Source organism: Sphingomonas sp. PWP1-2 (assembly GCF_049898305.1).
GTDB lineage: Bacteria > Pseudomonadota > Alphaproteobacteria > Sphingomonadales > Sphingomonadaceae > Sphingomonas > Sphingomonas glacialis.
The window spans coordinates 820,724-845,863 of the sequence record NZ_JAFCXM010000001.1 but is presented as its reverse complement, the minus strand read 5'-3'; the positions used below and the strand labels follow the sequence as shown (position 1 = coordinate 845,863).

Genomic DNA, 25,140 nt, shown 5'->3' with positions numbered 1-25,140 from the left:
GCCGGGGCGGTCCCTTTATTCGACGCCGTTCCACGTGCCGAACACGTCGAGCATTTGCGGCGTGAGCCAGCCGAAATGGAAGTTGAGCATGTAGAGCGACCACAGGATCGTCGCGAGGATCGTCACGCGCTTGGCGATCCGGCCGGGGTTGAATTCGTGCGGCGCGCTTTCGGCCTGGCCGGGGATGCGCTCGACGCCGGCTTCATCACTGGTCTTCACGCCGAATGGCAGCACGAAGAACACCGAAAAGGCCCAGAACAGGAAGTAGATCGCCAGCGCCGAAGTCCACCGCATTGGTCTTGATCCCGTCCCGAGCCCGATAGGTTCGCCCTTCCCGATCAAGGGAAGGGCACCGGCGTTGTCTTACGCCTCGATCAGCAGCACGTCGACGTTCGGCTTCTTGCCGGTCCAGCGCGTCGCGACCTTGCGCGTGGCGAGGCGGATCTGCTCGCGCAGCTTGTCGCGGTCGCGCCCGCCCTGCTTGGTCGCCGCGATCACCGCGCTGACGGTTTCCTCGAGGAACGGCTCGCGGTCTTCCTCGACCGGGATGCCCTGGATGCGGACTTGCGGCGTGCCGATCAGCCCACGCGACCCGATCGCGACGGCAACCGAAATCTGGCCGTTGAGCGCGAGCTTGCGGCGCTCGTTGATCGTCTGGCCATCACCCGGCAAGATCACGTCGCCGTCGAGCACGAGCCGGCCGACCGGCGCATTGCCGATCTTGGTCGGCGCACCCGGCGCGAGGCGCACGATGTCGCCATTGGTCTGCACCAGCGCGCGCGGAATGCTCTCGGACAGGCCGAAGCGCGCATGCTCCATCAGGTGGCGCATTTCGCCATGGACCGGCATCAGGATCTCGGGCTTCATCCAGCGGTACATCTGGAGCAGCTCGGGGCGACCCGGATGGCCCGACACATGGACATGCGCCTGGCGGTCGGTGATCATGATCACGCCCTTGGCGGCGAGCTGGTTCTGGATGCGACCGATCGCAACTTCGTTACCGGGGATCTGCTTCGACGAGAAGACGACGGTGTCTCCGCTCGCCAGCGCGATCGGGTGCTGGCCATTGGCGACGCGCGCGAGCGCGGCGCGTTCCTCGCCCTGCCCGCCCGTCGCGACGACGAGCACCTTGTCGCGCGGCAGCCGCATCGCGGCCTCGGCGTCGATCGTCTCGGGGAAGTCCTTGAGATAGCCCGTCGCACGCGCAACCTTGAGGATCCGGTCGAGCGAGCGGCCCTGGACGCAGAGCGAACGGCCCGTCTCGATCGCAACCTTGCCAAGCGTGTGGAGTCGCGCGGCGTTCGACGCGAACGACGTGACCATCACGCGGCCCTTGGCCTTGCTGATCACGTCCATCAGCCCCGAGAACACGTCGCTCTCCGAGCCCGAAGCCTCGTTGTTGAAGATGTTGGTCGAGTCGCAGACCAGCGCCAGGATACCGTCCTCGCCGATCGCGGCGAGTTCGGCCGGGCTCGACGGATGGCCGATGACGGGCGCCGCATCGAGCTTCCAGTCGCCGGTGTGGAAGATCCGGCCGTAGGGCGTGTCGATCAGCAAAGCGCTCGCCTCGGGAATCGAGTGCGACATCGGCACGAAGGTCACGCCGAACGGCCCGAGGTCGAACGGCGCGTTGGGCTGGATCACGCGCAGCTTGACGCGGTTGGCGTTGCCCTCTTCCTCGAGCTTGCCGCGGATCAGGCCAGCCGTGAACGGCGTCGCGTACAGCGGCACACCGAGGTCCTCGGCGAGATACGGCAGCGCACCGATGTGATCTTCATGACCATGCGTCAGCACGATGCCGACCAGATCGTCGAGGCGCTCCTCGATGAACTGCAGGTCGGGCAGGATCACGTCGATGCCGGGATATTGCGGATCGGCGAAGGTGATGCCGCAATCGACCATCAGCCACTTGCCTTCGCAGCCGTAGAGATTGACGTTCATGCCGATTTCGCCCGACCCGCCAAGGGCCAGGAAGAGAAGCTCGTTCTTTGGTTTCGTCACGTAGAATCGGTACTTTCATTTCGGCCGCGCCAAGCGCGTGCCTTCGGGTTTGCGCCTGTTAAGCGCGGAATTTCGTAAGAGTTGGGGAAGCGGGGCTCCGAAACGCGGCGCACACTCGCTGACTCTAGGCCTCTATATGGGCGCGATCCCACAGAATCGCCAGCCCCTGAATGGTAAGATCGGGTTCGACCACATCGAACATGCTGGTGTGCTGCTCGAACAGGATCGCGAGACCGCCCGTCGCGACGACCTTGATCGGCCGCCCGACCTCGGCCTTCATCCGCGCGACGAGCCCCTCGATCATCGCCACATAACCCCAGAAGATGCCGATCTGCATCTGGCTGACGGTATCGCGGCCGATCACGCTGCTGGTAGCGGGCGCCTCGATCGCGATGCGCGGTAGCTTGGCCGCGGCAGTGACGAGCGCGTCGAGCGACAGATTGATCCCCGGCGCGATGATCCCGCCTTTGTACGCGCCGGTATAATCGACGACGTCGAGCGTGGTGGCGGTGCCGAAATCGATCACGATCAGGTCGCCGGGGTGACGCGCGTGCGCCGCGATCATCGTGACGGCGCGATCGGCGCCGACGCTCTTGGGCTCGAGCACGTCGAGCGCCATACCCCATTCGACCGGCGGTTCGCCCGCGACGAGCGGCTCGGTGTTGAAATATTTCCGCGCGAGCGTCTGCAGGTTGTGGAGCGCGCGCGGGACGACGGTCGCGATGATCACGCCGCTCACCGACTGGCGGTCATAGCCTTCGAGGTTGAGCAACTGGTGGAGCCACACGGCATATTCGTCGGCGGTGCGGCGCGGATCGGTCGCGATCCGCCAGCGCGCCTTGATCGCGCCTCCTTCGAGCAAGGCGAAGACGATATTGGTGTTGCCGGCATCGATCGCGAGCAGCATGGGATGAGCCTTGTCCGAACGGATGGGAAGCTAAAGCAGGAACACGTCGCCGGCGTGAATGACACGGCTGCCGCTATCCGCCAAGCGCAGGATGAGCGCGCCGTCGCCGTCGAGCCCGCCGAACAGTCCGTCGATCGCCTGGCCGTCAGGCAGCCGCGCGGTAAGCGCGGTGCCGACCGGGTGCGCGCGCTCGAGCCAGCGCGCGCGGATCGGGGCGAGCCCCTGCCCGCGCCAGATCGCGAGCCAGCGAGCGAAGCCCTCGGCGAGCGTTTCGGCGAAGTCGGCAGGGTCTGGGGTTACGCCGTGCTGGGCAAGGCTGGTGGCCAGCCGATCGGTGTCCTCCGGGTGATGCGCGAGGTTGACGCCGATCCCGACGATCACAGCATCGCCCGAGCGCTCAAGCAGGATACCCGAGAGCTTAGCCCCGCCGAGGAGAAGATCGTTGGGCCACTTGATCCACATCGTCGCCCCGGCGCAGGCCGGGGCCGCTGGCGCATCGCGCGCACCGGCCGGTGCATGTCCTAACGCAGCGCCCCCGGCCTCCGCCGGGGCGACGGTATTGTTCAGATAGACGCGAACCACCTCTTCCAAGGCAATCGCAGCAACCAAAGCCAGCGTAGCCGCCGCCGGATCCCCGGCGCGCACCCGCACCACCGTCGACCCGTAAAAATTCCCGACCGGCGAGGCCCACACGCGCCCCTGCCGCCCGCGCCCGCCACTCTGCCGCTCGGCCCGCAGCCACACCCCCTCCTCGGCGCCCGAGGCGGCGAGGAGGAGCATATCGGCGTTGGTAGACCCCGTCTCGGCGACGGTGCGGATCATCGCCGTCAGAACAGCGCCTTCGCCGCGAACATCGTCGCCACGCCGAGCGGCGCGAGCAGCAGCCAGCCGATCGGCGACACGAACACCGCCGACACCGCGATTACCGCGCTCTCGACCGGCGTCGCGCGGCCCGAATAGGCCTCGGCAGGTTCATCGAAGTACATCACCTTGATGACGCGCAGATAATAGTACGCACCGATCACCGAGGCGACGAAGCCGACCACCGCGAGCGGATAGAGCCCCGCATTTACGGCAGCCGTGAACACCGCCAGCTTGGCGTTGAAGCCGAGCAGCGGCGGGATACCCGCGAGCGAGAACATGAAGATCGCCATCGCCAGCGCCAGGCCCGGCCGCGCACGCGACAGGCCAGCCAAGCTCGCCAGCGTCTCGACCGGCTCGCCCTCGGCATCCTTCATCTGCAGGACGACGACGAAGCTGCCGAGCGTCATCACGACATAGACGGTGAGGTAGAACAGCACCGACGCGACGCCCTCCTGCGTGCCGGCGGCAAGGCCGACGAGCAGGAAGCCGACATTGTTGATCGACGAATAGGCCAGCAGTCGCTTGACGTTGGTCTGGCCGATCGCCGCGACCGCGCCGAAGATGATCGACGCGAGCGACGCGAAGATCACGATCTGGCGCCACTGGTCGGTCGCCGGGCCCATCGCCTCGATCGCGACACGCACCGCGAGCGCGACCGCCGCAACCTTCGGCGCCGAAGCGAAGAAAGTCGTCACCGGGGTCGGCGCGCCTTCGTACACGTCGGGGGTCCACATGTGGAACGGCACCGCGCTCATCTTGAAGGCGAGCCCTGCGAACACGAACACCAAACCGAAGGTCAGGCCGAGCGAATGGCCTGCGCCATACGCCGTCGCGATCGAAGAGAAGAGCGTCGTGCCGCTGAAGCCGTACACGAGGCTGATGCCGTACAGCAGGATGCCGCTCGCCAGCGCGCCGAGCACGAAATATTTGAGGCCCGCTTCCGCCGAGCGCGTATCGCGCCGCATGAAGCTCGCCAGCACGTACGCCGCAAGGCTCTGCAGTTCGAGGCCGACATAGAGCGTCAGCAAATCACCCGCCGACACCATCATGCCCATGCCCGCTGCCGAGAGCAGGATCAGCACCGGATATTCGGGACGCAGATCGTCACCGCGCCCCTGCGCGAAGAAGCGCGGCGCGATCAGGATCGCAACCGCCGAGGCTACGTAGATCAGCACCTTGGCGTAAGCCGCAAAGGCATCGGCGCGATACAGCCCTTCGAACGCCGCGCCACCCTTCGACGCCGGCCCGAGCAGCGCCAGCCCGGCACCGATCAGCACCGCGACCGAGGCCCACGACACCAGCCGCGTCGAGCCCTGCCCGCCCCAAGCGGACACCAGCATCAAAGCGATCGCACCCGCCGCAAGCACCAGCTCGGGCAGCGTCATCAACAGCGAAGCGTTCATGGCCGTGCCTCCGCATGTACCGCGGGTGTGGCCGGAGCCTTGCCCGGCGTCGGCAGCGAGTCACCCTTGGGCGTCGCGCGTGCGATCCGCGCCTCGAGCGTCGCGACATCGCTGCGCATCGGGGCGAGGAAGCTCTCGGGGTACACACCCATCCACAGAGCGACCGCGGCGATCGGGGCGAGCAACGCCATTTCGCGCAAGCTGATGTCCTTCATCGCACGGACGTCGTCATGAACGATCTCGCCGAAAACGACACGGCGGTAGAGGTAGAGCATGTAGGCGGCACCCAGGATGATGCCCGTCGTGCAGAGCAAGGTGGCAGTGGTGGAGACACGGTAGGTCCCGGCGAGCGAGAGGAACTCGCCGACGAAGCCGCTCGTCCCCGGCAGGCCGATCGAGGCCATCGTGAAGAACAGGAACAGCAGGGCGTAGCGCGGCATGTTGATCGCCAGGCCGCCATAGCGCGAAATCTCGCGGGTATGGAGCCGGTCGTAGATCACGCCGACGCACAGGAACAAAGCCGCCGAGACGAGGCCATGCGACAGCATGACGATCATCGCGCCCTCGATGCCCTGCCGGTTGAAGGCGAACAGGCCGATCGTCACGATCGCCATGTGCGCGACCGACGAATAGGCGATCAGCTTCTTCATGTCGGACTGCACCAGCGCGACGAGCGAGGTGTAGATCACCGCGACGGCCGACAAAGCAAGGATCAGCCAGGTCAGCTGTGCCGAGGCTTCGGGGAACATCGGCAGCGAGAAGCGCAGGAAGCCGTATCCGCCGAGCTTGAGCAGCACGCCCGCCAGGATCACCGACCCTGCGGTCGGCGCCTGCACGTGCGCGTCGGGAAGCCAGGTGTGGAACGGCCACATCGGCATCTTCACCGCAAACGAGGCGAAGAAGGCGAGCCACAGCCACGTCTGCACCTGCACCGGGAAATCGGTGTTGAGCAGCGTCGGGATGTCCGAGGTGCCGGCGAAATTCACCATCCACAGCATCGCGACGAGCATCAGCAGCGAGCCGAGCAGCGTGTAGAGGAAGAATTTGTACGACGCGTAGATCCGGTTCGCCCCGCCCCAGATGCCGATGATCAAATACATCGGGATAAGGCCGGCTTCGAAGAAGATGTAGAACAGGAACAGGTCCTGCGCCGCGAAGGTGCCGATCATCAGCACTTCGGTGATGAGGAACGCCGCCATATATTCCTGGACGCGCTTCTCGATCGCGACCCAGCTCGCGCCGATGCAGATCGGCATCAGGAAGACGCTGAGCATGACCAGCAGCAGCGCGAACCCGTCGAGGCCGAGCTTCCAGCTGAACACGCCGAGGCTGCCGGCATTCTCTACGAACTGCCACTGCGGACCGCCGATGTCGAAGCTGGCCCACAGGCCGATCCCGAGCACGAAATCGATCAGCGTCGCGATCAGCGCGATCCAGCGTGCGCCCTGCGCACTGACGAAGAGGCACGCGACCGCCGCAAGCGCGGGGATGGCGAGCATCACGGAGAGGATGGGGAAACCGGTCATTATATCCCCGTCACCCCGGCGAAGGCCGGGGTCGCTGCGTTGGTGTGTCCGGCGTCAGCCACATGCGGCTGGCCGGCCCCGACCTGCGGGGTCCCCAAAAAGTAATACTTTTTGGGGTGCCCCGGCGCCGGGGCGACGGTGTGGAGGCGCGCGCTCATCGCGTGATCGCCCAGGTGACGGCGCCGGTCAGACCGAGCAGCATGACAAAGGCATAAGTGTAGACATATCCAGTTTGCAGCTTTCCAGCGACGCGCGAGCCTTGCGACACGACCCAGGCCGAGCCGTTGGGGCCGAGCCGGTCGATCGTCTGCTCGTCACCACGGTGCCAAAAGAAGCGGCCGATGGCGAAAGCGGGTTTGACGAAGAGCAGGTTGTACAGCTCGTCGAAATACCATTTGTTGAGCAGGAAGTCGTAGACCGGGGCATAGGTCTCGGCGAGCTTCCGCGGCGCGTGCGGCGAGCGGATATAGAAGATGTAGGCGCCGAGCAACCCGGTCAGCATCGCGATCGACGCCGACAGTTTCACGCCGAGCGGCACTTCGTGCATCGCGTGCATCAGATGCTCGCGGAACGCGATCGCGCCGTGCCAATATTCCTCGCCCGCGCTCGGCTCGATGAAATAGCCGTGGAACACGAAGCCCGCGAAGATCGCGCCGAGCGACAGGATGATAAGCGGCAGCAAGATCGGGAACGGGCTCTCGTGCGGATGATAGCCGCCCGTGCCGTCGCCATGCGTGGTGAACACCGGGTGCGCCTGGACGAGGTGCCCGTGGTCGTGGCCGTGATCATGAGGCTCGCTGCCCTGCCCTTCCTCGGCGGCTTCGCCGTGGTGCGCATGCGCTGCCGTCGTGCCGTGGTCGTCATGGCCAGCGTGCACGGCGTCATGGCCGTGACCATGTGCGTCGTGGATCGCGTGCTGGATATGCTCGGACTGCTCCCAGCGCGGCTTGCCCCAGAAAGTCAGGAACATCAGGCGCCACGAATAGAAGCTCGTCAGCAGAGCGACGATGATCCCGACGATCGACGCGCCATGCTGGCCCGAAGCCCACGCCGCCTCGATGATCGCATCCTTCGAGTGGAAGCCGGCGAAACCGATCGCGAGCGGATTGCCGAACACCGCGGGGATACCGACGCCGGTGATCGCCAGCGTGCCCATCATCATGCCCCAGAAGGTGATCGGGATCGATTTCCGCAGGCCGCCATAATAGCGCATGTCCTGCTCGTGATGCATCGAATGGATCACCGAACCGGCGCCGAGGAACAGCAAGGCCTTGAAGAAGGCATGCGTGAAGAGGTGGAACATCGCGGCGCCATACGCACCACAGCCAGCAGCGAAGAACATGTAGCCGAGCTGCGAGCAGGTCGAATAAGCGATGACGCGCTTGATGTCGGTCTGCACCAGACCGACCGTCGCTGCGAACAGGCAGGTCGCGGCACCCACCGTCATCACTACGGTCAGCGCGAACGGCGAGGTCTCGAACATCGACGACAGGCGGCACACCATGAACACGCCCGCGGTGACCATCGTCGCCGCGTGGATCAGCGCCGACACCGGGGTCGGGCCTTCCATCGCGTCGGGCAACCAGGTGTGGAGCCCGAGCTGCGCCGACTTGCCCATCGCGCCGACGAACAGCAGCAGGCAGAGCACCGTCATCGTATCGAAACGGCCGCCGAAGAAGCCGATCGTCGACCCGGCCATCCCCGGCGCGAGCCGCAGGATCTCGGGGATCGAGACGGTGTTGAACACCAGATACGTACCGAAGATGCCGAGCATGAAGCCAAGATCGCCGACGCGGTTGACGACGAACGCCTTGATCGCGGCGGCGTTGGCGGTCGGCTTGCGAAACCAGAAACCGATCAGGAGGTAGGATGCGAGACCGACGCCTTCCCAGCCGAAGAACATCTGGACGAGGTTGTCGGCGGTCACGAGCATCAGCATCGCGAAGGTGAACAGCGACAGATACGCGAAGAAGCGCGGCTGGTCGGGATCCTCCTCCATATAGCCCCAGCTATACAGATGGACGAGCGCCGACACCGACGTGACGACGACGAGCATCACCGCGGTCAGCGCATCGACGCGCAGCGACCAGTCGATGCGCATGTCACCCGAATGGATCCAGTCGAGCACCGGCGTGACCGTCGCTTCGCCACCACCGAGGTAGTGGATGAAGATCGGCCAGCTGAGCGCGCACGACGCGAACAGCGCAGCCGTGGTCACGACCTTCGGCAGGATCGCGCCGAAGCTCTTGTTCGCGAAGCCCGCGACGATCGCCGCGAGCAGCGGCAGGAAGACGATGAAGAGGATCACGAAATTTACCCCTGCATCCGGTTGGCGTCGTCGACCGAGATCGTCCCGCGGCTACGGAAATAGATGACGAGAATGGCGAGCCCGATCGCGGCCTCACCCGCCGCGACGGTCAGCACGAACATCGCGAACACTTGGCCGACGAGATCGTGGAGATACCCCGAGAAGGCGACGAAGTTGAGGTTCACCGCGAGCAGGATCAGCTCGACCGCCATTAGCATGACGATGAGGTTCTTGCGGTTGGCGATGATGCCGAGCACGCCGAGCGCGAACAGGATCGCGCCGACCACGAGATAATGGCCGAGACCAATCACAGCTCAATTCCCTTGCCGACGGTGGGTTGCGTGTTGCGCGTGGCATCCTGCGGACGCCGTGCGTTCTGGCGGCTGACATTCTGCGCGCGCGCACCCTTGCGCTCACGGTGCGTCAGCACGATCGCGCCGATCATCGCGACGAGCAGCACGAGACCCGCGCCCTCGAACACGAACAGGTAGCGCGTGTAGAGCAGCATCCCGAGCGCCTCGATGTTGGGGACCGTGTCGGGCGTCGGCGCTGCGCGGCGTGCGAGCTCGATCTTGCCGGCGCTCCAGGCACCGAACGCGACCATGATCTCGGCGGCGAGGCCGACCGCGAACACCGCGCCGATCGCCGCATAGCGGGCGAAGCCGGCGCGCAGCTCGGCGAAATCGATGTTGAGCATCATCACGACGAACAGGAACAGCACCGCGACCGCACCGACATACACGATGACGAGCAGCATCGCGATGAACTCGGCGCCGACGAGCACCATCAGCCCTGCGGCGTTGAAGAAGGCCAGGATCAGCCACAGCACGGCGTGCACCGGATTGCGCGCGGTGATGGTCAGCGCGGCGGACGCGATGACCATGAACGCGAACAGATAAAAGGCGATTGCTTGGATCACGGAATCAGTGGGCCCCTCTAAGTCGCGTGGCGCTTAACGGTACGGTGCATCGGCGGCAAGGTTCGCCGCGATGGCGCTTTCCCAGCGGTCGCCGTTGGCGAGCAGTTTCGCCTTGTCGTAGATCAGCTCTTCGCGCGTTTCGGTCGCATATTCGAAGTTCGGGCCTTCGACGACGGCGTCGACCGGGCAGGCTTCCTGGCACAGGCCGCAGAAGATGCACTTGGTCATGTCGATGTCGTAGCGCGTCGTGCGGCGGCTGCCGTCGTCGCGCGGCTCGGCCTCGATCGTGATCGCCTGTGCCGGGCACACCGCCTCGCACAGCTTGCACGCGATGCAGCGTTCCTCGCCGTTCGGATAGCGCCGCAGCACGTGCTCGCCACGGAAACGCGGCGAGATCGGGTTCTTCTCGAACGGATAGTTGATCGTCGCCTTGGCCTTGAAGAAATATTTCAAGGTCAGCGTGTGCGCCTTGATAAATTCCCAGAGCGTGTACGACTTGATGATCTGCCCGATGTTCACGAGCGCTTCTCCGTCTGGTTCGCAGACGCGGCCTGGCACACGCCATCGGTGGGATAGCGCTGACGACCATCGTCATAGAGATATTGCTTGGAATAGACCCGGTCCTGCGGCGCGCACTCGGTGCCGACGCGGGTGAGCATCAGCACACCCGAGACAAGGAACACCCAGAACAGCGACAGGGGAAGGAAGATCTTCCAGCCCAGCCGCATCAGCTGGTCGTAGCGATAGCGCGGCACGGTCGCCTTCACCCAGCTGAACAGGAAGAAGAACACCAGCATCTTGAGGAAGAGCCAGATGATCCCCGGCACCATGTATAGGATCGGGATGTCGAGCGGCGGCAGATAGCCACCCCAGAACAGCGTCGCGTTGAGCGTGCACATCAGGATGACGTTGGCATATTCGCCAAGCCAGTAGAGCGCGAACGACATCGACGAATATTCGGTCTGGTAGCCGGCGACGAGCTCGCTCTCCGCCTCGGTCAGATCGAACGGCGCACGCTGCGTCTCGGCGAGCGACGAGATGAAGAACACCACCGCCATCGGGAACAGCAACGGGTTGATGAAGAAGCCGTTGATCAGGCCGAAGCCCATGCCCTTCTGCGCCTGGACGATGTTCGTCAGGTTAAAGCTGCCGGTCCACAGCACGATCGAGATCAGCACGAAGCCGATCGCGACTTCATACGATACCATCTGCGCCGCGGCGCGGATCGCCGAATAGAACGGATATTTCGAGTTGGACGACCAGCCGGCGAGGATGATGCCGTACACGCCGAGCGACGACGCCGCGAGCACGTAGAGCAAGCCGACATTGATGTCGGCGATCGCGGCGCGCGCATCGAACGGCACCACCGCCCACACGATCAACGCCACCGTGAAGGTGATGATCGGCGCGAGCAGGAACAGCACCTTGTTCGACGCGGACGGGATGATGGTTTCCTGCAGGAAAACCTTCAACCCGTCGGCAAACGACTGGAGCAGGCCGAACGGCCCGACGACGTTAGGGCCGCGGCGCAGCGCCATCGACGCCCAGATCTTGCGATCGGCATAGATGATCATCGCAACCGACAGCATCAGCGGCAGCGCGACGAGCAGGATGTCCATCAGCGTGGCGGCGAACCACGCCCAGCCATAGTCCCAGCCGAAGCGATAGGTGAAGAAGGAGGTCATTCCGCCGCCTCCGCATAGTCGACACCGTGGACGAGTTCGGACGAGCAGCGCTGCATCGTCGGGCTCGCGCGGCAGATCGCGTTGGTCAAGTAGAAGTCCTGGATCGGATAGCCGGTGATCTCGCCAGTCACCGATGCGTCGAGCGCAGGCGGTGCCCAGTCGAAGCTGGCGAGACCGAGATTTGCGAGCGCAGGCGCATCGGAGCCCATGTTCGCGCGCAGTTCCTCGATCGTGTCGAACGGCAGCGTCTTGCCGAGCACAGCCGAGAGCGCGCGCAGGATCGTCCAGTCGTCGCGCGCGTCGCCCGGCGGGAACACAGCCCGCTCGCCGCGCTGCACGCGACCTTCGAGGTTGACGTAGGTGCCCGACTTCTCGGCATAGCTCGCGCCCGGCAGGATCACGTCGGCAGCCGCCGCGCCCTTGTCGCCGTGATGGCCGACATAGACCTTGAAGCTGCCAGCGAACTTGCTGAAATCGACTTCATCGGCACCGAGGAAGAAAGCGAGCTTAGGCGCCGCCGCGACGAGATCGGCGATGCCACCCTTCTGCGCGAAGCCGAGCATCAGCCCGCCCATCCGGCTCGCCGCCATATGGACGACGTTGAAGCCGTTCCACGCATCCTTGATCAGCCCAAGCGGCGAAACCAGCGCGAGCGCGGCGCCGAGCGCCTTGAGCCCTGCCCCGCCGACGATCACCATCGGACGCTCTGCCGAAGCGAATGCCTCGGTGACAGCTTCGGGCAGATTGCCGAGCAGCGCCAGGTCGGCGCCAAGCCATTCGACCTTGTAGGTCAGCTCGGTTTCCGGCCCGATCGCGAAGACCTTCGCGCCCTTCTTGATCGCCTTGCGGATCCGCGTGTTCACCAGCGGCGCTTCCCAGCGCAGGTTGCTGCCGACGAGCAGGATCACGTCGGCCTTTTCGGTGCCGGCGATCGTGGTGTTGAAATTGACCGCGGCGAGGCTCGATGTGTCGTAATCCATGCCGGTCTGGCGGCCTTCGAGCAGGGTCGACCCCATGCTCGCGAGCAGCGCCTTGGCGGCATACATCGTCTCGGCGTCGACCAGATCACCCGCGACTGCGGCAACGCTCGAACCCGCGTCGACCGCGGCGATGGCAGCGAACGCTTCGTCCCACGTCGCCTTGGTCAGGCGGCCGTCCTTGCGGATGTACGGCGTGTCGAGGCGCTTGCGCACGAGTCCGTCCACGGCGTGGCGGGTCTTGTCGCTCGCCCACTCCTCGTTCACGTCCTCGTTGATCCGCGGCACGGCGCGCAGCACCTGGCGACCGCGGCTGTCGAGCCGGATGTTGGTGCCGACCGCGTCCATAACGTCGATCGTCAGCGTCTTCTTGAGCTCCCACGGACGCGCCTCGAAAGCGTAGGGCTTCGAGGTCAGCGCGCCGACCGGGCACAGATCGACGACATTGCCCGAAAGCTCGCTCGTGACCGCGCCTTCGAGGTACGACACGATCTGCATGTCCTCGCCGCGACCGATCGCGCCGATTTCCTCAACGCCGGCGACTTCCTCGGCAAAGCGGATGCAGCGCGTGCACTGGATGCAGCGCGTCATCACCGTCTTGACGATCGGCCCCATATATTTCTCGGTGACCGCGCGCTTGTTCTCGTCATAGCGCGAGTGGCCGCGACCATAAGCGAGGCTCTGGTCCTGCAGGTCGCATTCGCCACCCTGGTCGCAGATCGGGCAATCGAGCGGATGGTTGATGAGGAGGAACTCCATCACCCCTTCACGCGCTTGCTTGACCATCGGCGAGTTGGTGAAGATCTCCTGCTTGTCCGCCGCCGGCAGCGCGCACGACGCTTGCGGCTTGGGGGGGCCGGGCTTCACTTCGACCAGGCACATCCGGCAATTGCCGGCGATGCTCAGCCGCTCGTGATAGCAGAAGCGCGGGATTTCCTTGCCGGCGATCTCGCACGCCTGGAGCACGGTAGCACCAGCGGGCACTTCGACTTCGACGCCATCGACTTTGACAATAGGCATTATTCAGCCGCTTCCATCATCGGCGAGAGACCACCACCGCGCTTTTCCGTAATCCGCCGCTCCATTTCTGGGCGGAAGTGCTTGATCAGGCCCTGGATCGGCCACGCCGCAGCATCGCCGAGCGCACAGATCGTGTGGCCCTCGACCTGCTTGGTCACTTGATACAGCGTGTCGATCTCGGAGATGTCGGCGTCGCCGGTGCGCATCCGCTCCATCACGCGCCACATCCAGCCGGTGCCCTCGCGGCACGGCGTGCACTGGCCGCAGCTCTCATGCTTGTAAAAATAGGACAGCCGCGAGATCGCGCGGACGATGTCGGTCGACTTGTCCATCACGATGATCGCCGCGGTGCCGAGCCCCGAGCCGACCTTCTTGAGGCCGTCGAAGTCCATCGGGCAGTCCATGATCTCGGCCGCTGGCACCAACGGCACCGAGGAACCACCGGGGATCACTGCGAGGAGGTTGTCCCAGCCGCCGCGAATCCCGCCGCAATGCGTCTCGATCAGCTCGCGGAAGGTGATCGACATCGCCTCCTCGACGACGCACGGCTTGTTCACATGGCCCGAGATCTGGAACAGCTTGGTGCCGCGGTTGTTCTCCGCGCCGAAGCTGGCGAACCACTCGGGCGAGCGGCGCAGGATCGTCGGGACGACCGCGATCGACTCGACGTTGTTGACTGTCGTCGGGCAGCCATAGAGCCCCGCCCCTGCCGGGAACGGCGGCTTAAGCCGCGGCTGGCCCTTCTTGCCCTCGAGGCTCTCGAGCATCGCAGTCTCTTCGCCGCAGATATACGCGCCAGCGCCGCGATGGCAGAACACGTCGAAATCGTAGCCCGACCCGCAAGCGTTCTTGCCGATCAAGCCCTTGTCATACGCCTCAGCAATCGCCGCGAAGAGCACTTCGGCCTCGCGGATATATTCGCCGCGGATGTAGATGTACGCCGCGCGCGCGCGCATCGCGAAGCCCGCGATCAGCGCGCCCTCGATCAGCTTGTGCGGATCGTGGCGGATGATCTCGCGATCCTTGCACGAACCCGGCTCGGACTCGTCCGCATTGATCACCAGGAAGTTCGGACGATCGGCCTTCGGCTCCTTGGGCATGAACGACCATTTGGTCCCGGTCGGGAAGCCAGCGCCGCCACGGCCGCGCAGGCCCGATGCCTTGACCGCGTCGATCAGCGCATCCTGCCCGAGCGCCATAAGGCCCTTGGTGTTGTCCCAATCACCACGCTTGATCGCGGCGTCGATGTTCCACGGCTGAAAACCGTAGACGTTGGTGAAAATGCGATCCTTGTCGGCGAGCATCAGGCCCACTCCTCGCGATAATCGTGGTTTCCATCGACCATTGCGGTGAGCGAGGTCGGGCCGCCCGCCGGGCAGCTGTCGCGACGCCCAGTCTGCGAGCCCGGCGTCACCGTCCCGCCCGTGGCGAGTGCCTCAAGGATCGCCGTGGTCTTGTCGTAATCCAGGTCTTCGAAATTGTCGTCGTTGATCTGGACCATCGGCGCGTTGGCGCACGCGCCCAGGCACTCGACCTCGGTCAGAGTGAACATGCCGTCGGGCGTCGTGCGCCCCTTGATCAGACCCTTGTTCTTGCATGCCGAGAGCACGTCGTCGCTGCCGCCGAGCAGGCACGGCGTCGTGCCGCAGACCTGGACATGATAGCGGCCGACCGGCGCCATGTTGAACATCGTGTAGAAGCTGACGACTTCGTAGACGCGCATGTACGGCACGCCGATTTGGCGCGCGACGAACTCGATCACCGGAACCGGCAGCCAGCCTTGCGTCTGCGTCTCGGCGCCGACCTGGCGCTGCGCGAGATCGAGCAGCGGAAGCGACGCCGATTGCTCGCGCCCCTTGGGATAGCGACCGAGGATCTCGTTCGCTTTCTTCTGGTTTTCTTCGGTCCAGGCGAACGCGCCCCAGCGGGCGCGGGTCTCGGCTTCGTCGGGGATTTTCGGCGCTTCAGCCATTGGTGCTCTTCTTACGAGTTGATGCGGCGATGACGATAAGCGTCGTTCCGAGCGCAAACGTCGCCCAACCTGCTGTTGAGGCATGTGTGAACGCGATCTGCGCGACGCCGAGCGCGACGAGCAATCCCGACCACGTCCAGAGCATGATGTTGATAAAACTCACGCTCACCGGTCGCACTCGCCGAACACGATATCCATCGCACCGAGGATCGCGGTCGTGTCGGCGAGCATGTGGCCCTTCGACATGAAGTCCATCGCCTGCAGATGCGAGAAGGCGGTCGGCCGGATCTTGCAGCGGTACGGCTTGTTGGTGCCGTCGGCGACGAGATACACGCCGAACTCGCCCTTCGGGCTTTCGGTCGCGACATAGACGTCGCCGGCCGGCACGTGGAAGCCCTCGGTGTAGAGCTTGAAGTGGTGGATCAGCGCTTCCATCGAGCGCTTCATCTCGGCGCGCTTGGGCGGCACGACCTTACGATCGAGCGACGCGATCGGCCCCTCTGGCATCTCGTTGAGGCACTGCTTCATGATCCGCGCCGACTGGCGGACTTCCTCGACGCGCACCATGAACCGGTCATAGCAATCGCCACGCGTGCCGACAGGCACGTCGAAGTCCATCCGGTCGTACACGTCGTACGGCTGCGACTTGCGCAGATCCCACGCGATGCCCGAGCCGCGGATCATCGGACCCGAGAAGCCCCACTTGATCGCATCGTCACGGCTCACGGTGGCGATGTCGACGTTGCGCTGCTTGAAGATGCGGTTGTCGGCGACGAGCGAGATCGCATCCTCGAACAAACGCGGCAAGCGCGTGTCGAGCCAGTCGGCAATGTCGGTCAGCAGCTTGAGCGGCGCATCCTGGTGAACGCCGCCCGGACGGAAATAGGCGCTGTGCATGCGTGCGCCCGAGACGCGCTCGAAGAAGTTCATGCAATCTTCGCGAATCTCGAACAGCCACAGGTTCGGCGTCATCGCGCCGACGTCCATGACGTGCGACCCGAGGTTGAGCATGTGGTTCGAAATGCGCGTCAGTTCGGCGAACAGCACGCGCAGATACTGCGCGCGAAGCGGCACTTCGAGATCGAGCAATTTCTCGACCGCGAGCACATAGCTATGCTCCATGCACAGCGGAGAGCAGTAATCGAGGCGATCGAAATACGGCAGCGCCTGCATGTAGGTCTTGTATTCGATCAGCTTCTCGGTGCCGCGGTGCAGCAGGCCGACATGCGGATCGACGCGCTCGATGATTTCGCCGTCGAGCTCCATCACCAGGCGCAGCACGCCGTGCGCGGCCGGATGCTGCGGACCGAAGTTGATCGTGTAGTTCTGGATTTCGACGTCGCCGACCTCGGGGTCTTCGCCGTCGAAACGCTTTTCGAGCTGGTCGAGATACTCTGTCACTGGTTCTGCCCCTTGGGGGAGGGAACGACGTCGGGATCGGCGGGCTTCTCGCCGGCACCCGGACCAGGCTTGCCGGCGCCCGATTGCGCGGTGCTTTCGGTCGTCTTCGGGTCGCTCGGCGCGGCCTTGGCCGACACGTTGGCGTCAGCCTTGACGATCTCGTCGGCCTTGAGCGGCGTCGGCGCGCCCTTCTCTTCGGGGAGCTTCGCCTTCTCGTCGCCCGGAAGGACGTATTCGGCACCTTCCCACGGGCTCATGAAGTCGAACGTCCGGAAATCCTGCGCGAGCTGGACGGGCTCGTACACGACGCGCTTGGCCTCTTCCGAATAGCGCAGTTCGACATAGCCGCTCAGCGGGAAGTCCTTGCGCTGCGGATGACCGCGAAAACCGTAGTCGGTGAGGATCCGCCGCAGATCGGCATTGCCCGAGAAAAGCACGCCGTACATGTCGTAGACTTCGCGCTCAAGCCAACCCGCGACCGGCCAGATGCCCGTCACCGACGGCACCGGCTTCTCGTCATCGGTCTGCACATGCACGCGGATGCGATGGTTGCGCGTCAGCGAGAGCAGGCAATAGACCACTTCGAAGCGATCGATCCCGCGATCGGGATAATCGACGCCGGCAATTTCCATCAGCTGCTGATATTCGAGGCCGGGCGTGTCGCGCAGCGCGACCATCGTCTCGACCAGTGAGGCGCGATCGACGTGCAGCGCGACTTCGCCGACGGCGTCGAGCGAATGCAGCAAACGGCCACCGAGTGCCGCCGAAGCCGCTTCGATCACGCCGTCATTGGCGACATAGGCGGGTGCAGGCGCCCTCACCGTTCGATCGTCCCGACGCGGCGGATCTTCCGCTGGAGCTGCATGATCCCGTAAAGCAGCGCTTCGGCGGTCGGCGGGCAGCCCGGCACGTAGATGTCGACCGGAACGATCCGGTCACAGCCACGAACGACCGAATAGCTATAGTGATAATAGCCGCCGCCGTTGGCGCACGACCCCATCGAGATGACGTATTTCGGCTCCGACATCTGGTCGTAGACCTTGCGCAGCGCCGGGGCCATCTTGTTGCACAGCGTGCCGGCGACGATCATCACGTCCGACTGGCGCGGGGAAGCGCGCGGTGCGGCGCCGAAGCGCTCGAGATCGTAGCGTGGCATGTTGACGTGGATCATCTCGACCGCGCAGCAGGCGAGACCGAAGGTCATCCACCACAGCGAGCCGGTGCGCGCCCAGTGGAACAGGTCTTCCGTCGAGGTGACGAGGAAACCCTTGTCGCCGAGCTCGCCATTCAGATCGTTGAAGAACGCCTGATCGGGCTGGATGATGTCGCTGCCGCTGGGCTGACGGAGCAGCTCGACGGGACCCGAATGACCGGGCAGGCTTGGTGCTACTCCCATTCGAGCGCTCCCTTCTTCCATGCATAGACGAGGCCGAGCGCGAGTTCGACGATGAACAGCATCATCGAGCCCCAGGCGACCCAACCGAGTTTGAAGACCGATACGGCCCAGGGATAGAGAAACGCCGCTTCCAGATCGAAGATGATGAACAGGATGGCGACGAGGTAGAAGCGCACGTCGAACTGGCTGCGCGGATCCTCGAATGCGGGGAAGCCGCACTCATATTCGCTGAGCTTCTCGGCGGTAGGCTTGTGCGCGCCAGTAAAGCGTGCCGCCAGAATCGGCAGGAACACGAAGGCGCTCGACAGCACCAGGGCGACGCCCAGGAACAGCAGAATCGGGAGATATTGCGACAGGTCGAGCATGATCAGCCTTGGGTGCTTCTCGCATGTGCGAACGGATGCCCGGGGCTTTAGGACGATGCCCCGGAGCGGGCAAGGCTTAGAGGCGTGAGAATGAATCGCAACAAGTCCGGCGAAGCGTCGTGCTTGACGTACAATCGCGATGCGTCAAACTCTTAGCGGGGACGAGCATCGGGGGATGGCAATGCGCGCGCGGCATATCGTGCTTCGGCTGGCGGTTTTGATGGCGGCTGCGGCGCCCGCCAGCGCATCTGCCGATCCCCTGCCCCACCAAGTCGGCGCGCTTTTCGCGATGACGCCCGATCAATTCGCCGCCGCGGCCGATGTGAAGGACGACGCGCTCGAGACCGTCGCGACGATATCCACGATGCGCGGCTGGCAGCAGCACGACGGGCTGCTCGGGATCGTCAACGACGACGGCTTCTTTCGGGCGTTCATCGACAAGGCGAGCGGCGAGACGCGGTTCCAGGTCTATCAAATGGTGCGCTACACCGAGCAGCACCGTGCTCGGTTCGAGGTGGTGAACTACGAAACGCCCGACGGACCGGTGTCGGTGCCGCTCATCCCAATCGGCCGCTACCGCGGATCGTGCCGCGTCTATGTCGGGTGCACGTATCTCGAGACCTTCGCTTTCCCGGTCGAGGAAGCACTCCTGCGCACGCTCGCGGCGAAGTACCTGCCGGGCCGGGTCGCGGTGTGGAAATATCGTCTGAAGGCGAAAACCGGCGCCGAGCGGGACGAAGGCTTCGCCCCGGCCGAGATCTCGGGGATATTGATCGCGGTCGATCATTATCGCGCGGCGCATGGCCTAACCGGCGCGCAGACCCGATAAATTCTTGCCCCTCCCCTTCAAGGGAGGGGCTTTGATCCGATTACCGCAGCGCGTTTGCGAGCAGCTTGTGCAGTCGCGACTGCAGCGCGTCGTTTGCCGCAAGAATCTCGCTGCGCTGCATCATCTGGTCGCTGCCGCGGAAATCGCTGACGAAACCGCCGGCTTCCTTGACCAGCAGCATGCCCGCCGCGACGTCCCACGGCTTGAGGCCGCTTTCCCAATACCCGTCGTACCGCCCCGCCGCGACCCAGGCGAGATCAAGCGCGGCCGAGCCCATCCGGCGGATGCCAGCGACTTCAGGCGCGATCGCACCGAAGATGCGGCTCCACTCGGTGAAATTGCCGTGGCCGAGGAAGGGAATGCCCGTCGCGATGAGCGAATCGGAGAGGTCGCGGCGTGCCGAGACGCGCAGCCGCTGCTCCTGCACCCAGGCGCCGCGGCCCTTTTCGGCCCAGAAGGCTTCGTCGGTGATCGGCTGATAGACCATCGCCGAGGTGATCTCGCGCTTGCCGTTGGGCAGCGTCTCCTCGACCGCGATCGAGATCGAGAAATGCGGGATGCCGTGGAGGAAGTTGGTCGTGCCATCGAGCGGATCGACGATGAAGCGCGGCTTGTTGGGGTCGCCGGGGACTTCACCGCGCTCTTCCATCAGGAAGCCCCAATCGGGGCGGGCGCGCGACAATTCCTCGTAGATCGTCTGCTCGGCGCGCTCGTCGGCCATCGACACGAAGTCGGCGGGCCCCTTGCGGCTGACCTGAAGCTGCTGGACTTCGTTGAAATCGCGCCGCAGCCGGGGGCCGGCCTTGCGGACGGCGCGGTCGATGATCGTCATGAGGCCGGAATGGGAGGGCATTGGCTATACTCGATAGAGACTCTTGCCCTCTCCCGCGCGCGGGAGAGGCTACGGAGACTTGGTCCGCCCTCTTCGGGCGGCCTAGTCGTAGTCGGTGAGGGCCGTCTTCGTTCGGCGCGGCGAGGAAGAAGACGGCCCTCACCCAACCCTCTCCCGCGAAGGCGGGAGAGGGCTAGGCAGAATTGATCAGTCCGCGCGGCGGACGTAGGTCTGCTCGTACACATCGACGACGATCCGCGTGCCAGCCCCGATATGCGGCGGCACCATCACGCGCACGCCATTCTCGAGGATCGCCGGCTTGTACGACGAAGAGGCGGTCTGGCCCTTCACCACGGCATCGGCCTCGACGATCGTCGCTTCGATCGTATCGGGGAGCTGCACCGAAATCGGGCGCTCGTCCCACAGCTCCATGACCACGTCCATGCCGTCCTGCAGGAACGCCGCGGCGTCGCCGAGGATGCCGGCGTCGAGCGTGATCTGCTCGTAATTGATCTTGTCCATGAAGGTCAGCGTGTCGCCTTCGCGGAACAGATACTGGAAATCGACCGTGTCCATACGGACTTTCTCGACGCTTTCGGCCGAACGGAAGCGGACATTGGTCTTGCGGCCGTCGATGAGGTTCTTCATCTCGACCTGCATATAGGCCCCGCCCTTACCCGGCTGGGTATGCTGGATCTTGACGGTCTTCCAGATACCGCCTTCATATTCCAGGATATTGCCGGGACGAATTTCGACCGCGTTGATCTTCATGGGGGAGCCTGTAGTTGGAAAGAGCCAAGCGCACGGCACGCCGCGCGGACGTGCGCCTTAGCGGGGCAAGGCCTTTCCGGCAAGATAGGGGTAGGGATCGACGTCCATGCCTTCGTACCAATGCTGGTCGGGCGTGGTGTGCGTCAAACCGAAATGCAGGTGGAAATTGCCGACGTCGGCATTCCCGGTGTCGCCGACATAGCCGAGCACGTCCCCGACCTTGACCGACTGGCCCTCATGAAGGCCCGGCGCATAGCCGCTGAGATGAGCATAATAATAGGTCCAGTTCCGCGCCGGCGAACGGACGTACACGGTCGTCCCGCCCGCGGCGCTGGTCCAGAGCTTCTCAACGGTACCGGGCGCCGCCGCCAAAACCGGCGTGTTGGCAGGCGCTGCCAGGTCGGTGCCATGATGTTCGCGCAGCCCGTTTTCGCGCGGATCGCCCCACGACTCGCGAACATCGTGTCGCCGCACGCCGCCGATCGGGACCGCGAGCACTGCGCCCTCCCCCGCCGCACCGACCGCTGGCGGGGACTTCACGGCGGGCGATCGCTCGGCGCTGCCACCGATCCGGCGCGAGGCCTCCGGCAGCAAGGCGAGCAGCGCGATCCACGCCGCCGCCATGATCGCCAGCGAGATCAGAACGAAACGCGCAACCCGGCTCACGCGGTCACTTCTCGAAAATGGCCGGCGTGCCAGGCTTGACCATCATCGCGAGCCGCGCGGCGTCCCAATTGGTCAGGCGGATGCAGCCATGGCTTTCGGCGCGACCGATCGTCTCGGGCGAGGGCGTCCCGTGGATGCCGTAATGCTCCTTCGAAAGATCGAGCCACACCACGCCGACGGGACCGTTCGGCCCCGGCGGAAGCAAGGCGGCCTTCGCGCTGCCCTTGGCATCCCAGAACAGCTTGGGGTTGTAATGGAATGGCGGGTTGTACGACGGGCCGTTGATCTTCCACGTGCCGATGGGCAGCGGATCATGCTCGCTGCCCATCGTCGCCATGAACTGCGCGACGAGCTTGCCGTCCTTGTCGAGCACGCGCAGCACTTCGCGCGATTTGCTCACCACGATCTTGGCGCCTGCCGGCTGCGTCGAATCCACGTTGAGAGAAGCAAGGGTCTGCCGCCATTTCTCCGGCAGTTTCGGATTGTACGCCATCGACGTCGCGATCGCATTGGGAACGACGATCTTGCTGCCCGCCTTGAGCGGCGTCGTCGGGCTGTTGAGCTCGACCAGCACCGCTGGCGTGGTGTGGAACATCTCGCCGAGCTTCTCCATCGCAGTGCGATAGCCAAGCTGCGGCAGCTTCGCCTGCAGCGCCGGGTCCTTCGGCAGCGGGTTGATGTATGGGCCCGCAAGCATTTCTGGCGTGAGCGTCACCATCACGGTCGGGCGCCACTTACGATCGGGATACAGTGCCTGCAGCGTCGGCTTGTCCATTGCGCCGGTTTGCTCAAGACCGCGCGTTTCCTGAAAGCCCTTCAGTGCGGCAACCAGCGACTTACCCTCGCGACCATCCAGCACGCCGGGCGAGAAGCCGAGATGATCGAGGATCACCTGAACGTGGAGCGTGGACGGATCGAGCTTGGTCGCGGCGGACGCAGCTTTTGTTCCCGGCGCGGCAGCGGCGATCAGCCCAAAGGAGGCTATCGCCAGACAGGCCGTTCCGGCCACCATTTTCCGCATTACGCTCGGCTCCTACATATTCACTATGCAGACAACGACTTGTGACACGCTTGTGTCCGACACTTTACGCGAACCCGAAATGAAACTTTCGCGACGGGGCCTGATCGGCGGCGTGCTTGCCGGCGGTGCGGCGCTCGCCTTCCCGCTTCCCGCGGTCGCCATAGGCACAGAGTGGCGCCTCGCGATCCGCAACGTCCACACCGGCGAGAGCGTCGACGCGCTGTTCGCGCGCAACGGATCGTTCGTTCCGCAAGGCTTGGCCGAGCTCAACCACGGCCTGCGCGACTGGCGCACCGGCCAGGCAACCGCGATGGACCGCCGGCTGCTCGCCTTGCTCGTGAGGCTGCGCGACAAGCTGGAATTGAGCGGCCGTACCAAGATCGACCTTATTTCGGGCTACCGATCGCCCGCCACCAACGCCTCGCTGCGCGCCCGGGGCGGTTCGCACACCGGCGTTGCGAGCCAGAGCCAGCACATGCTGGGCAAGGCGACCGACATCAAGGTCGCTGGCGTGCGGCTTGATCGGTTGCACGGCGCGGCGTTGGCGCTGGGTGGCGGCGGTGTGGGGTTCTATCCGCGCGACGGGTTCGTGCATGTCGATACGGGCCGCGTGCGGCATTGGTGACGCGTCAGGGGTAGCTCTGACGTGTGTGCAACACGCGGACGACCCTAACGAGATCATCGTCGACCCGGTAGACGACGACATAATTCGGGGTCACGACCGCTTCGCGCGTCGGGCCGACGCGTCCGCGACGATAAAGATACGGATTGGACGTAATCAGTTCCAGCGTCCGATCCACTGCATCGTTGAGCCGTGTGGCGGCGGTAGGGTTACGGTCCCCGATGTACCCGAGGATCCCGCGAAAATCGTCTACGGCTCTATCGTCCCAGATCAGCCGCATCGCGCTTCTTCGATTCGATCAGCGCACGCATCTCGGCCATGACCACATCATGCGGGATGCCCGGCCCCGGCTCATCGAGCGCCTCCTGCACCTTCGCCCGAAACCAAACGTCATACGCCTCGGCCTCCTCGGTGGTGGCGAATTCGGACTCGATCGGAGACAGCTTGGCCATGCCTTCGCTGTAGCACGAATCCGCGCCAGCCTCTAGCCAGCGAGCACCGCTGCGAAGGCCTGAACCGCAGCGGCCTCATCGCCGCCCCACACCGCGCTCGATACCGCGACGAAGTCCGCACCTGCCGCAACCAGCGGCGCGGCATTGGCCGGGGTGATCCCGCCGATCGCGACGCAGGGGATTTCGAACACCGTCGTCCACCAGGACAGCAGCACCGGATCGGCGACATGGTCGGTCACCTTCGTCGTCGTCGGATAGAAAGCGCCGAACGTGACATAGTCCGCCCCCGCCTCGCCCGCTTCCATCGCGAGGTGGCGGCTGTCGTGGCACGACACGCCGATTTGCGCCGTCGTCCCCAATTCGCTGCGCGCCTCGCGCGGGTCGCCGTCTTCCTGGCCGAGATGCACGCCATCGGCGCCGAGCCGCTTGGCGAGCGCGATGCTGTCGTTGACGATGAAGGCGACATCGGCATCGGCACAGATCCGCTGCAGCGGATCGGCAAGCGCGGCGGCGACGTGCTGGTCGACGTCCTTGACGCGGAACTGGAACGCCGCGACCGGCCCGGCGTCGAGCGCGCGCTTCAAACGATCGGCGAAGCCGCCGGTGACGTCGAGCGGCGAGACGAGATAGAGCTGGCACGGCGGCCGGCGGATGTCGCGCGTGAAGCGTGCCGCGAAGTTGGGGTCGAGCGGGCCGAGCGGATCTTCGCCGCGTGCATCTTCAATGTCCATCGCTGCGCGATAGCGCCGCGATCGCGGCATGGAAAGCCACCGGATCATCGAGCTTGTGCGCGACTGCATGGAGTTGCCCGCCGCGCCGCGTGACGAGCGGCGGGTGGAGATCGACGATAACGTTCGGCCAGCTTGCCAAAGCAAGGTTGAGGAGACCGCGCTGCTTGATCGCCGCTGCATCCCAGCTGGGACGCAGCCCCGCGATCTGCGCCACGGGCATCGTCACACTCTTCAGTGCCCCGGCGCGCATCGTCAGCACGCCATCGGCCAGCGTCACGGGCAGGCGCCGGAACGATCGGATCAGGCCGATCAGCGCAATCACCAGCGAGGCGTCAAGCACGCCGGCGACCAGCGCCGCCCACCAGCCGAGCCATGCGACGACGACGAGATGCACCACCAGCATCTCGACGATCGCGATGCCGAGCAGAACACCTATCATCGGAGCTAAACTCCGATGATAGGCGAATTCCAC

29 protein-coding genes are annotated in these 25,140 nt (G+C 64.8%); 2 read left to right on the top strand and 27 right to left on the bottom strand.

Annotation, left to right across the window (positions count from 1 at the left end; genetic code table 11):
* Window positions 1-15: 15 nt before the first annotated feature.
* From ACP7C5_RS04160 to ndhC, 19 genes are all read right to left on the bottom strand, one after another.
* The gene (locus ACP7C5_RS04160) at window positions 16-294 is read right to left on the bottom strand and encodes a DUF1467 family protein (protein WP_133189345.1); all 279 of its coding nucleotides are present in this window, start codon (window positions 292-294) and stop codon (window positions 16-18) included.
* A gap of 69 nt (window positions 295-363) precedes the next feature.
* Complete coding sequence (locus ACP7C5_RS04155) at window positions 364-2,001, bottom strand: ribonuclease J (RefSeq protein ID WP_133189348.1); 1,638 nt, start codon at window positions 1,999-2,001, stop codon at window positions 364-366.
* A gap of 124 nt (window positions 2,002-2,125) precedes the next feature.
* Window positions 2,126-2,908 (bottom strand): type III pantothenate kinase, encoded by a 783-nt coding sequence (locus tag ACP7C5_RS04150; RefSeq protein WP_133189351.1) that lies wholly within the window; start codon window positions 2,906-2,908, stop codon window positions 2,126-2,128.
* 30 nt (window positions 2,909-2,938) lie between these two features.
* A complete protein-coding gene (locus ACP7C5_RS04145) occupies window positions 2,939-3,730 on the bottom strand; it encodes a biotin--[acetyl-CoA-carboxylase] ligase (RefSeq protein WP_426263266.1) in 792 nt (263 codons plus the stop codon).
* 5 nt (window positions 3,731-3,735) lie between these two features.
* Window positions 3,736-5,175 carry an NADH-quinone oxidoreductase subunit NuoN gene (nuoN, locus tag ACP7C5_RS04140; RefSeq protein WP_426263265.1) on the bottom strand — a complete coding sequence of 480 codons (1,440 nt, stop codon included), beginning with the start codon at window positions 5,173-5,175 and terminating at the stop codon, window positions 3,736-3,738.
* Window positions 5,172-6,701, bottom strand: coding sequence for an NADH-quinone oxidoreductase subunit M (locus tag ACP7C5_RS04135; RefSeq protein ID WP_426263264.1), 1,530 nt, complete (start codon window positions 6,699-6,701; stop codon window positions 5,172-5,174). The genes nuoN and ACP7C5_RS04135 overlap by 4 nt, the downstream gene beginning before the upstream one ends.
* 154 nt (window positions 6,702-6,855) lie before the next feature.
* On the bottom strand, window positions 6,856-9,009 hold the full coding sequence (gene nuoL, locus ACP7C5_RS04130) for an NADH-quinone oxidoreductase subunit L (RefSeq protein WP_426263263.1): 2,154 nt from the start codon (window positions 9,007-9,009) through the stop codon (window positions 6,856-6,858).
* A 5-nt stretch (window positions 9,010-9,014) separates the two neighbouring features.
* Window positions 9,015-9,320: an NADH-quinone oxidoreductase subunit NuoK gene (gene nuoK / locus ACP7C5_RS04125; protein WP_010187224.1), complete on the bottom strand. Its 306-nt coding sequence runs from the start codon at window positions 9,318-9,320 to the stop codon at window positions 9,015-9,017.
* Entirely contained in the window at window positions 9,317-9,928 is a 612-nt protein-coding gene (locus ACP7C5_RS04120; protein WP_426263262.1) for an NADH-quinone oxidoreductase subunit J, read from the bottom strand. The genes nuoK and ACP7C5_RS04120 overlap by 4 nt, the downstream gene beginning before the upstream one ends.
* A 33-nt stretch (window positions 9,929-9,961) precedes the next feature.
* Window positions 9,962-10,447, bottom strand: a complete 486-nt coding sequence (nuoI, locus tag ACP7C5_RS04115; RefSeq protein ID WP_426263261.1) for an NADH-quinone oxidoreductase subunit NuoI — start codon at window positions 10,445-10,447, stop codon at window positions 9,962-9,964.
* Window positions 10,444-11,613 (bottom strand): NADH-quinone oxidoreductase subunit NuoH, encoded by a 1,170-nt coding sequence (gene nuoH, locus ACP7C5_RS04110; RefSeq protein WP_426263260.1) that lies wholly within the window; start codon window positions 11,611-11,613, stop codon window positions 10,444-10,446. The genes nuoI and nuoH overlap by 4 nt, the downstream gene beginning before the upstream one ends.
* A complete protein-coding gene (gene nuoG, locus ACP7C5_RS04105; RefSeq protein ID WP_426263259.1) occupies window positions 11,610-13,610 on the bottom strand; it encodes an NADH-quinone oxidoreductase subunit NuoG in 2,001 nt (666 codons plus the stop codon). Before nuoG ends, nuoH begins: the two co-directional genes overlap by 4 nt.
* Window positions 13,610-14,914 (bottom strand): NADH-quinone oxidoreductase subunit NuoF, encoded by a 1,305-nt coding sequence (gene nuoF / locus ACP7C5_RS04100; RefSeq protein ID WP_189675237.1) that lies wholly within the window; start codon window positions 14,912-14,914, stop codon window positions 13,610-13,612. Before nuoF ends, nuoG begins: the two co-directional genes overlap by 1 nt.
* Window positions 14,914-15,582, bottom strand: coding sequence for a complex I 24 kDa subunit family protein (locus tag ACP7C5_RS04095; RefSeq protein WP_426263258.1), 669 nt, complete (start codon window positions 15,580-15,582; stop codon window positions 14,914-14,916). The genes nuoF and ACP7C5_RS04095 overlap by 1 nt, the downstream gene beginning before the upstream one ends.
* Window positions 15,575-15,751, bottom strand: a complete 177-nt coding sequence (locus ACP7C5_RS04090) for a hypothetical protein (protein ID WP_426263257.1) — start codon at window positions 15,749-15,751, stop codon at window positions 15,575-15,577. The genes ACP7C5_RS04095 and ACP7C5_RS04090 overlap by 8 nt, the downstream gene beginning before the upstream one ends.
* On the bottom strand, window positions 15,748-16,983 hold the full coding sequence (locus ACP7C5_RS04085; protein WP_133189376.1) for an NADH-quinone oxidoreductase subunit D: 1,236 nt from the start codon (window positions 16,981-16,983) through the stop codon (window positions 15,748-15,750). Before ACP7C5_RS04085 ends, ACP7C5_RS04090 begins: the two co-directional genes overlap by 4 nt.
* Window positions 16,980-17,804 (bottom strand): NADH-quinone oxidoreductase subunit C, encoded by an 825-nt coding sequence (locus ACP7C5_RS04080; RefSeq protein ID WP_426263256.1) that lies wholly within the window; start codon window positions 17,802-17,804, stop codon window positions 16,980-16,982. The genes ACP7C5_RS04085 and ACP7C5_RS04080 overlap by 4 nt, the downstream gene beginning before the upstream one ends.
* A complete protein-coding gene (locus ACP7C5_RS04075; protein WP_229839220.1) occupies window positions 17,801-18,379 on the bottom strand; it encodes a NuoB/complex I 20 kDa subunit family protein in 579 nt (192 codons plus the stop codon). The genes ACP7C5_RS04080 and ACP7C5_RS04075 overlap by 4 nt, the downstream gene beginning before the upstream one ends.
* Window positions 18,370-18,744 carry an NADH-quinone oxidoreductase subunit A gene (gene ndhC / locus ACP7C5_RS04070; RefSeq protein WP_133189380.1) on the bottom strand — a complete coding sequence of 125 codons (375 nt, stop codon included), beginning with the start codon at window positions 18,742-18,744 and terminating at the stop codon, window positions 18,370-18,372. The genes ACP7C5_RS04075 and ndhC overlap by 10 nt, the downstream gene beginning before the upstream one ends.
* Window positions 18,745-18,919: 175 nt before the next feature.
* On the opposite strand from ndhC, the gene ACP7C5_RS04065 reads away from it, so the two are divergent.
* The gene (locus ACP7C5_RS04065) at window positions 18,920-19,573 is read left to right on the top strand and encodes a hypothetical protein (RefSeq protein WP_426263255.1); all 654 of its coding nucleotides are present in this window, start codon (window positions 18,920-18,922) and stop codon (window positions 19,571-19,573) included.
* Window positions 19,574-19,613: 40 nt separating this feature from the next.
* On the opposite strand, the gene ACP7C5_RS04060 is transcribed toward ACP7C5_RS04065, so the two are convergent.
* The 4 genes from ACP7C5_RS04060 to ACP7C5_RS04045 form a co-directional block, all read right to left on the bottom strand.
* Window positions 19,614-20,426, bottom strand: a complete 813-nt coding sequence (locus ACP7C5_RS04060) for an inositol monophosphatase family protein (RefSeq protein ID WP_133189384.1) — start codon at window positions 20,424-20,426, stop codon at window positions 19,614-19,616.
* Window positions 20,427-20,612: 186 nt separating this feature from the next.
* Window positions 20,613-21,176 carry an elongation factor P gene (gene efp / locus ACP7C5_RS04055; protein WP_010187254.1) on the bottom strand — a complete coding sequence of 188 codons (564 nt, stop codon included), beginning with the start codon at window positions 21,174-21,176 and terminating at the stop codon, window positions 20,613-20,615.
* A 57-nt stretch (window positions 21,177-21,233) separates the two neighbouring features.
* Window positions 21,234-21,842 (bottom strand): M23 family metallopeptidase, encoded by a 609-nt coding sequence (locus ACP7C5_RS04050; RefSeq protein ID WP_426263254.1) that lies wholly within the window; start codon window positions 21,840-21,842, stop codon window positions 21,234-21,236.
* 4 nt (window positions 21,843-21,846) lie between these two features.
* Entirely contained in the window at window positions 21,847-22,863 is a 1,017-nt protein-coding gene (locus ACP7C5_RS04045) for a L,D-transpeptidase family protein (protein ID WP_354286993.1), read from the bottom strand.
* 79 nt (window positions 22,864-22,942) lie between these two features.
* Between ACP7C5_RS04045 and ACP7C5_RS04040 the strand changes: the two genes are divergently transcribed.
* Window positions 22,943-23,488 (top strand): DUF882 domain-containing protein, encoded by a 546-nt coding sequence (locus ACP7C5_RS04040; RefSeq protein WP_426263253.1) that lies wholly within the window; start codon window positions 22,943-22,945, stop codon window positions 23,486-23,488.
* A gap of 4 nt (window positions 23,489-23,492) precedes the next feature.
* Here the strand turns inward: ACP7C5_RS04040 and ACP7C5_RS04035 are convergent, their stop codons facing one another.
* Genes ACP7C5_RS04035 through ACP7C5_RS04020 form a run of 4 tightly spaced genes read right to left on the bottom strand, consistent with a single transcriptional unit; the run spans window position 23,493 to window position 25,107 of the window.
* Window positions 23,493-23,765 carry a type II toxin-antitoxin system RelE/ParE family toxin gene (locus ACP7C5_RS04035; RefSeq protein WP_133189392.1) on the bottom strand — a complete coding sequence of 91 codons (273 nt, stop codon included), beginning with the start codon at window positions 23,763-23,765 and terminating at the stop codon, window positions 23,493-23,495.
* Complete coding sequence (locus tag ACP7C5_RS04030; protein WP_133189394.1) at window positions 23,743-23,937, bottom strand: type II toxin-antitoxin system RelB family antitoxin; 195 nt, start codon at window positions 23,935-23,937, stop codon at window positions 23,743-23,745. The genes ACP7C5_RS04035 and ACP7C5_RS04030 overlap by 23 nt, the downstream gene beginning before the upstream one ends.
* Before the next feature lie 32 nt (window positions 23,938-23,969).
* The gene (gene thiE / locus ACP7C5_RS04025; protein ID WP_426263252.1) at window positions 23,970-24,668 is read right to left on the bottom strand and encodes a thiamine phosphate synthase; all 699 of its coding nucleotides are present in this window, start codon (window positions 24,666-24,668) and stop codon (window positions 23,970-23,972) included.
* The gene (locus tag ACP7C5_RS04020; RefSeq protein ID WP_426263251.1) at window positions 24,658-25,107 is read right to left on the bottom strand and encodes a hypothetical protein; all 450 of its coding nucleotides are present in this window, start codon (window positions 25,105-25,107) and stop codon (window positions 24,658-24,660) included. Before ACP7C5_RS04020 ends, thiE begins: the two co-directional genes overlap by 11 nt.
* Between the last annotated feature and the right edge of the window lie 33 nt (window positions 25,108-25,140).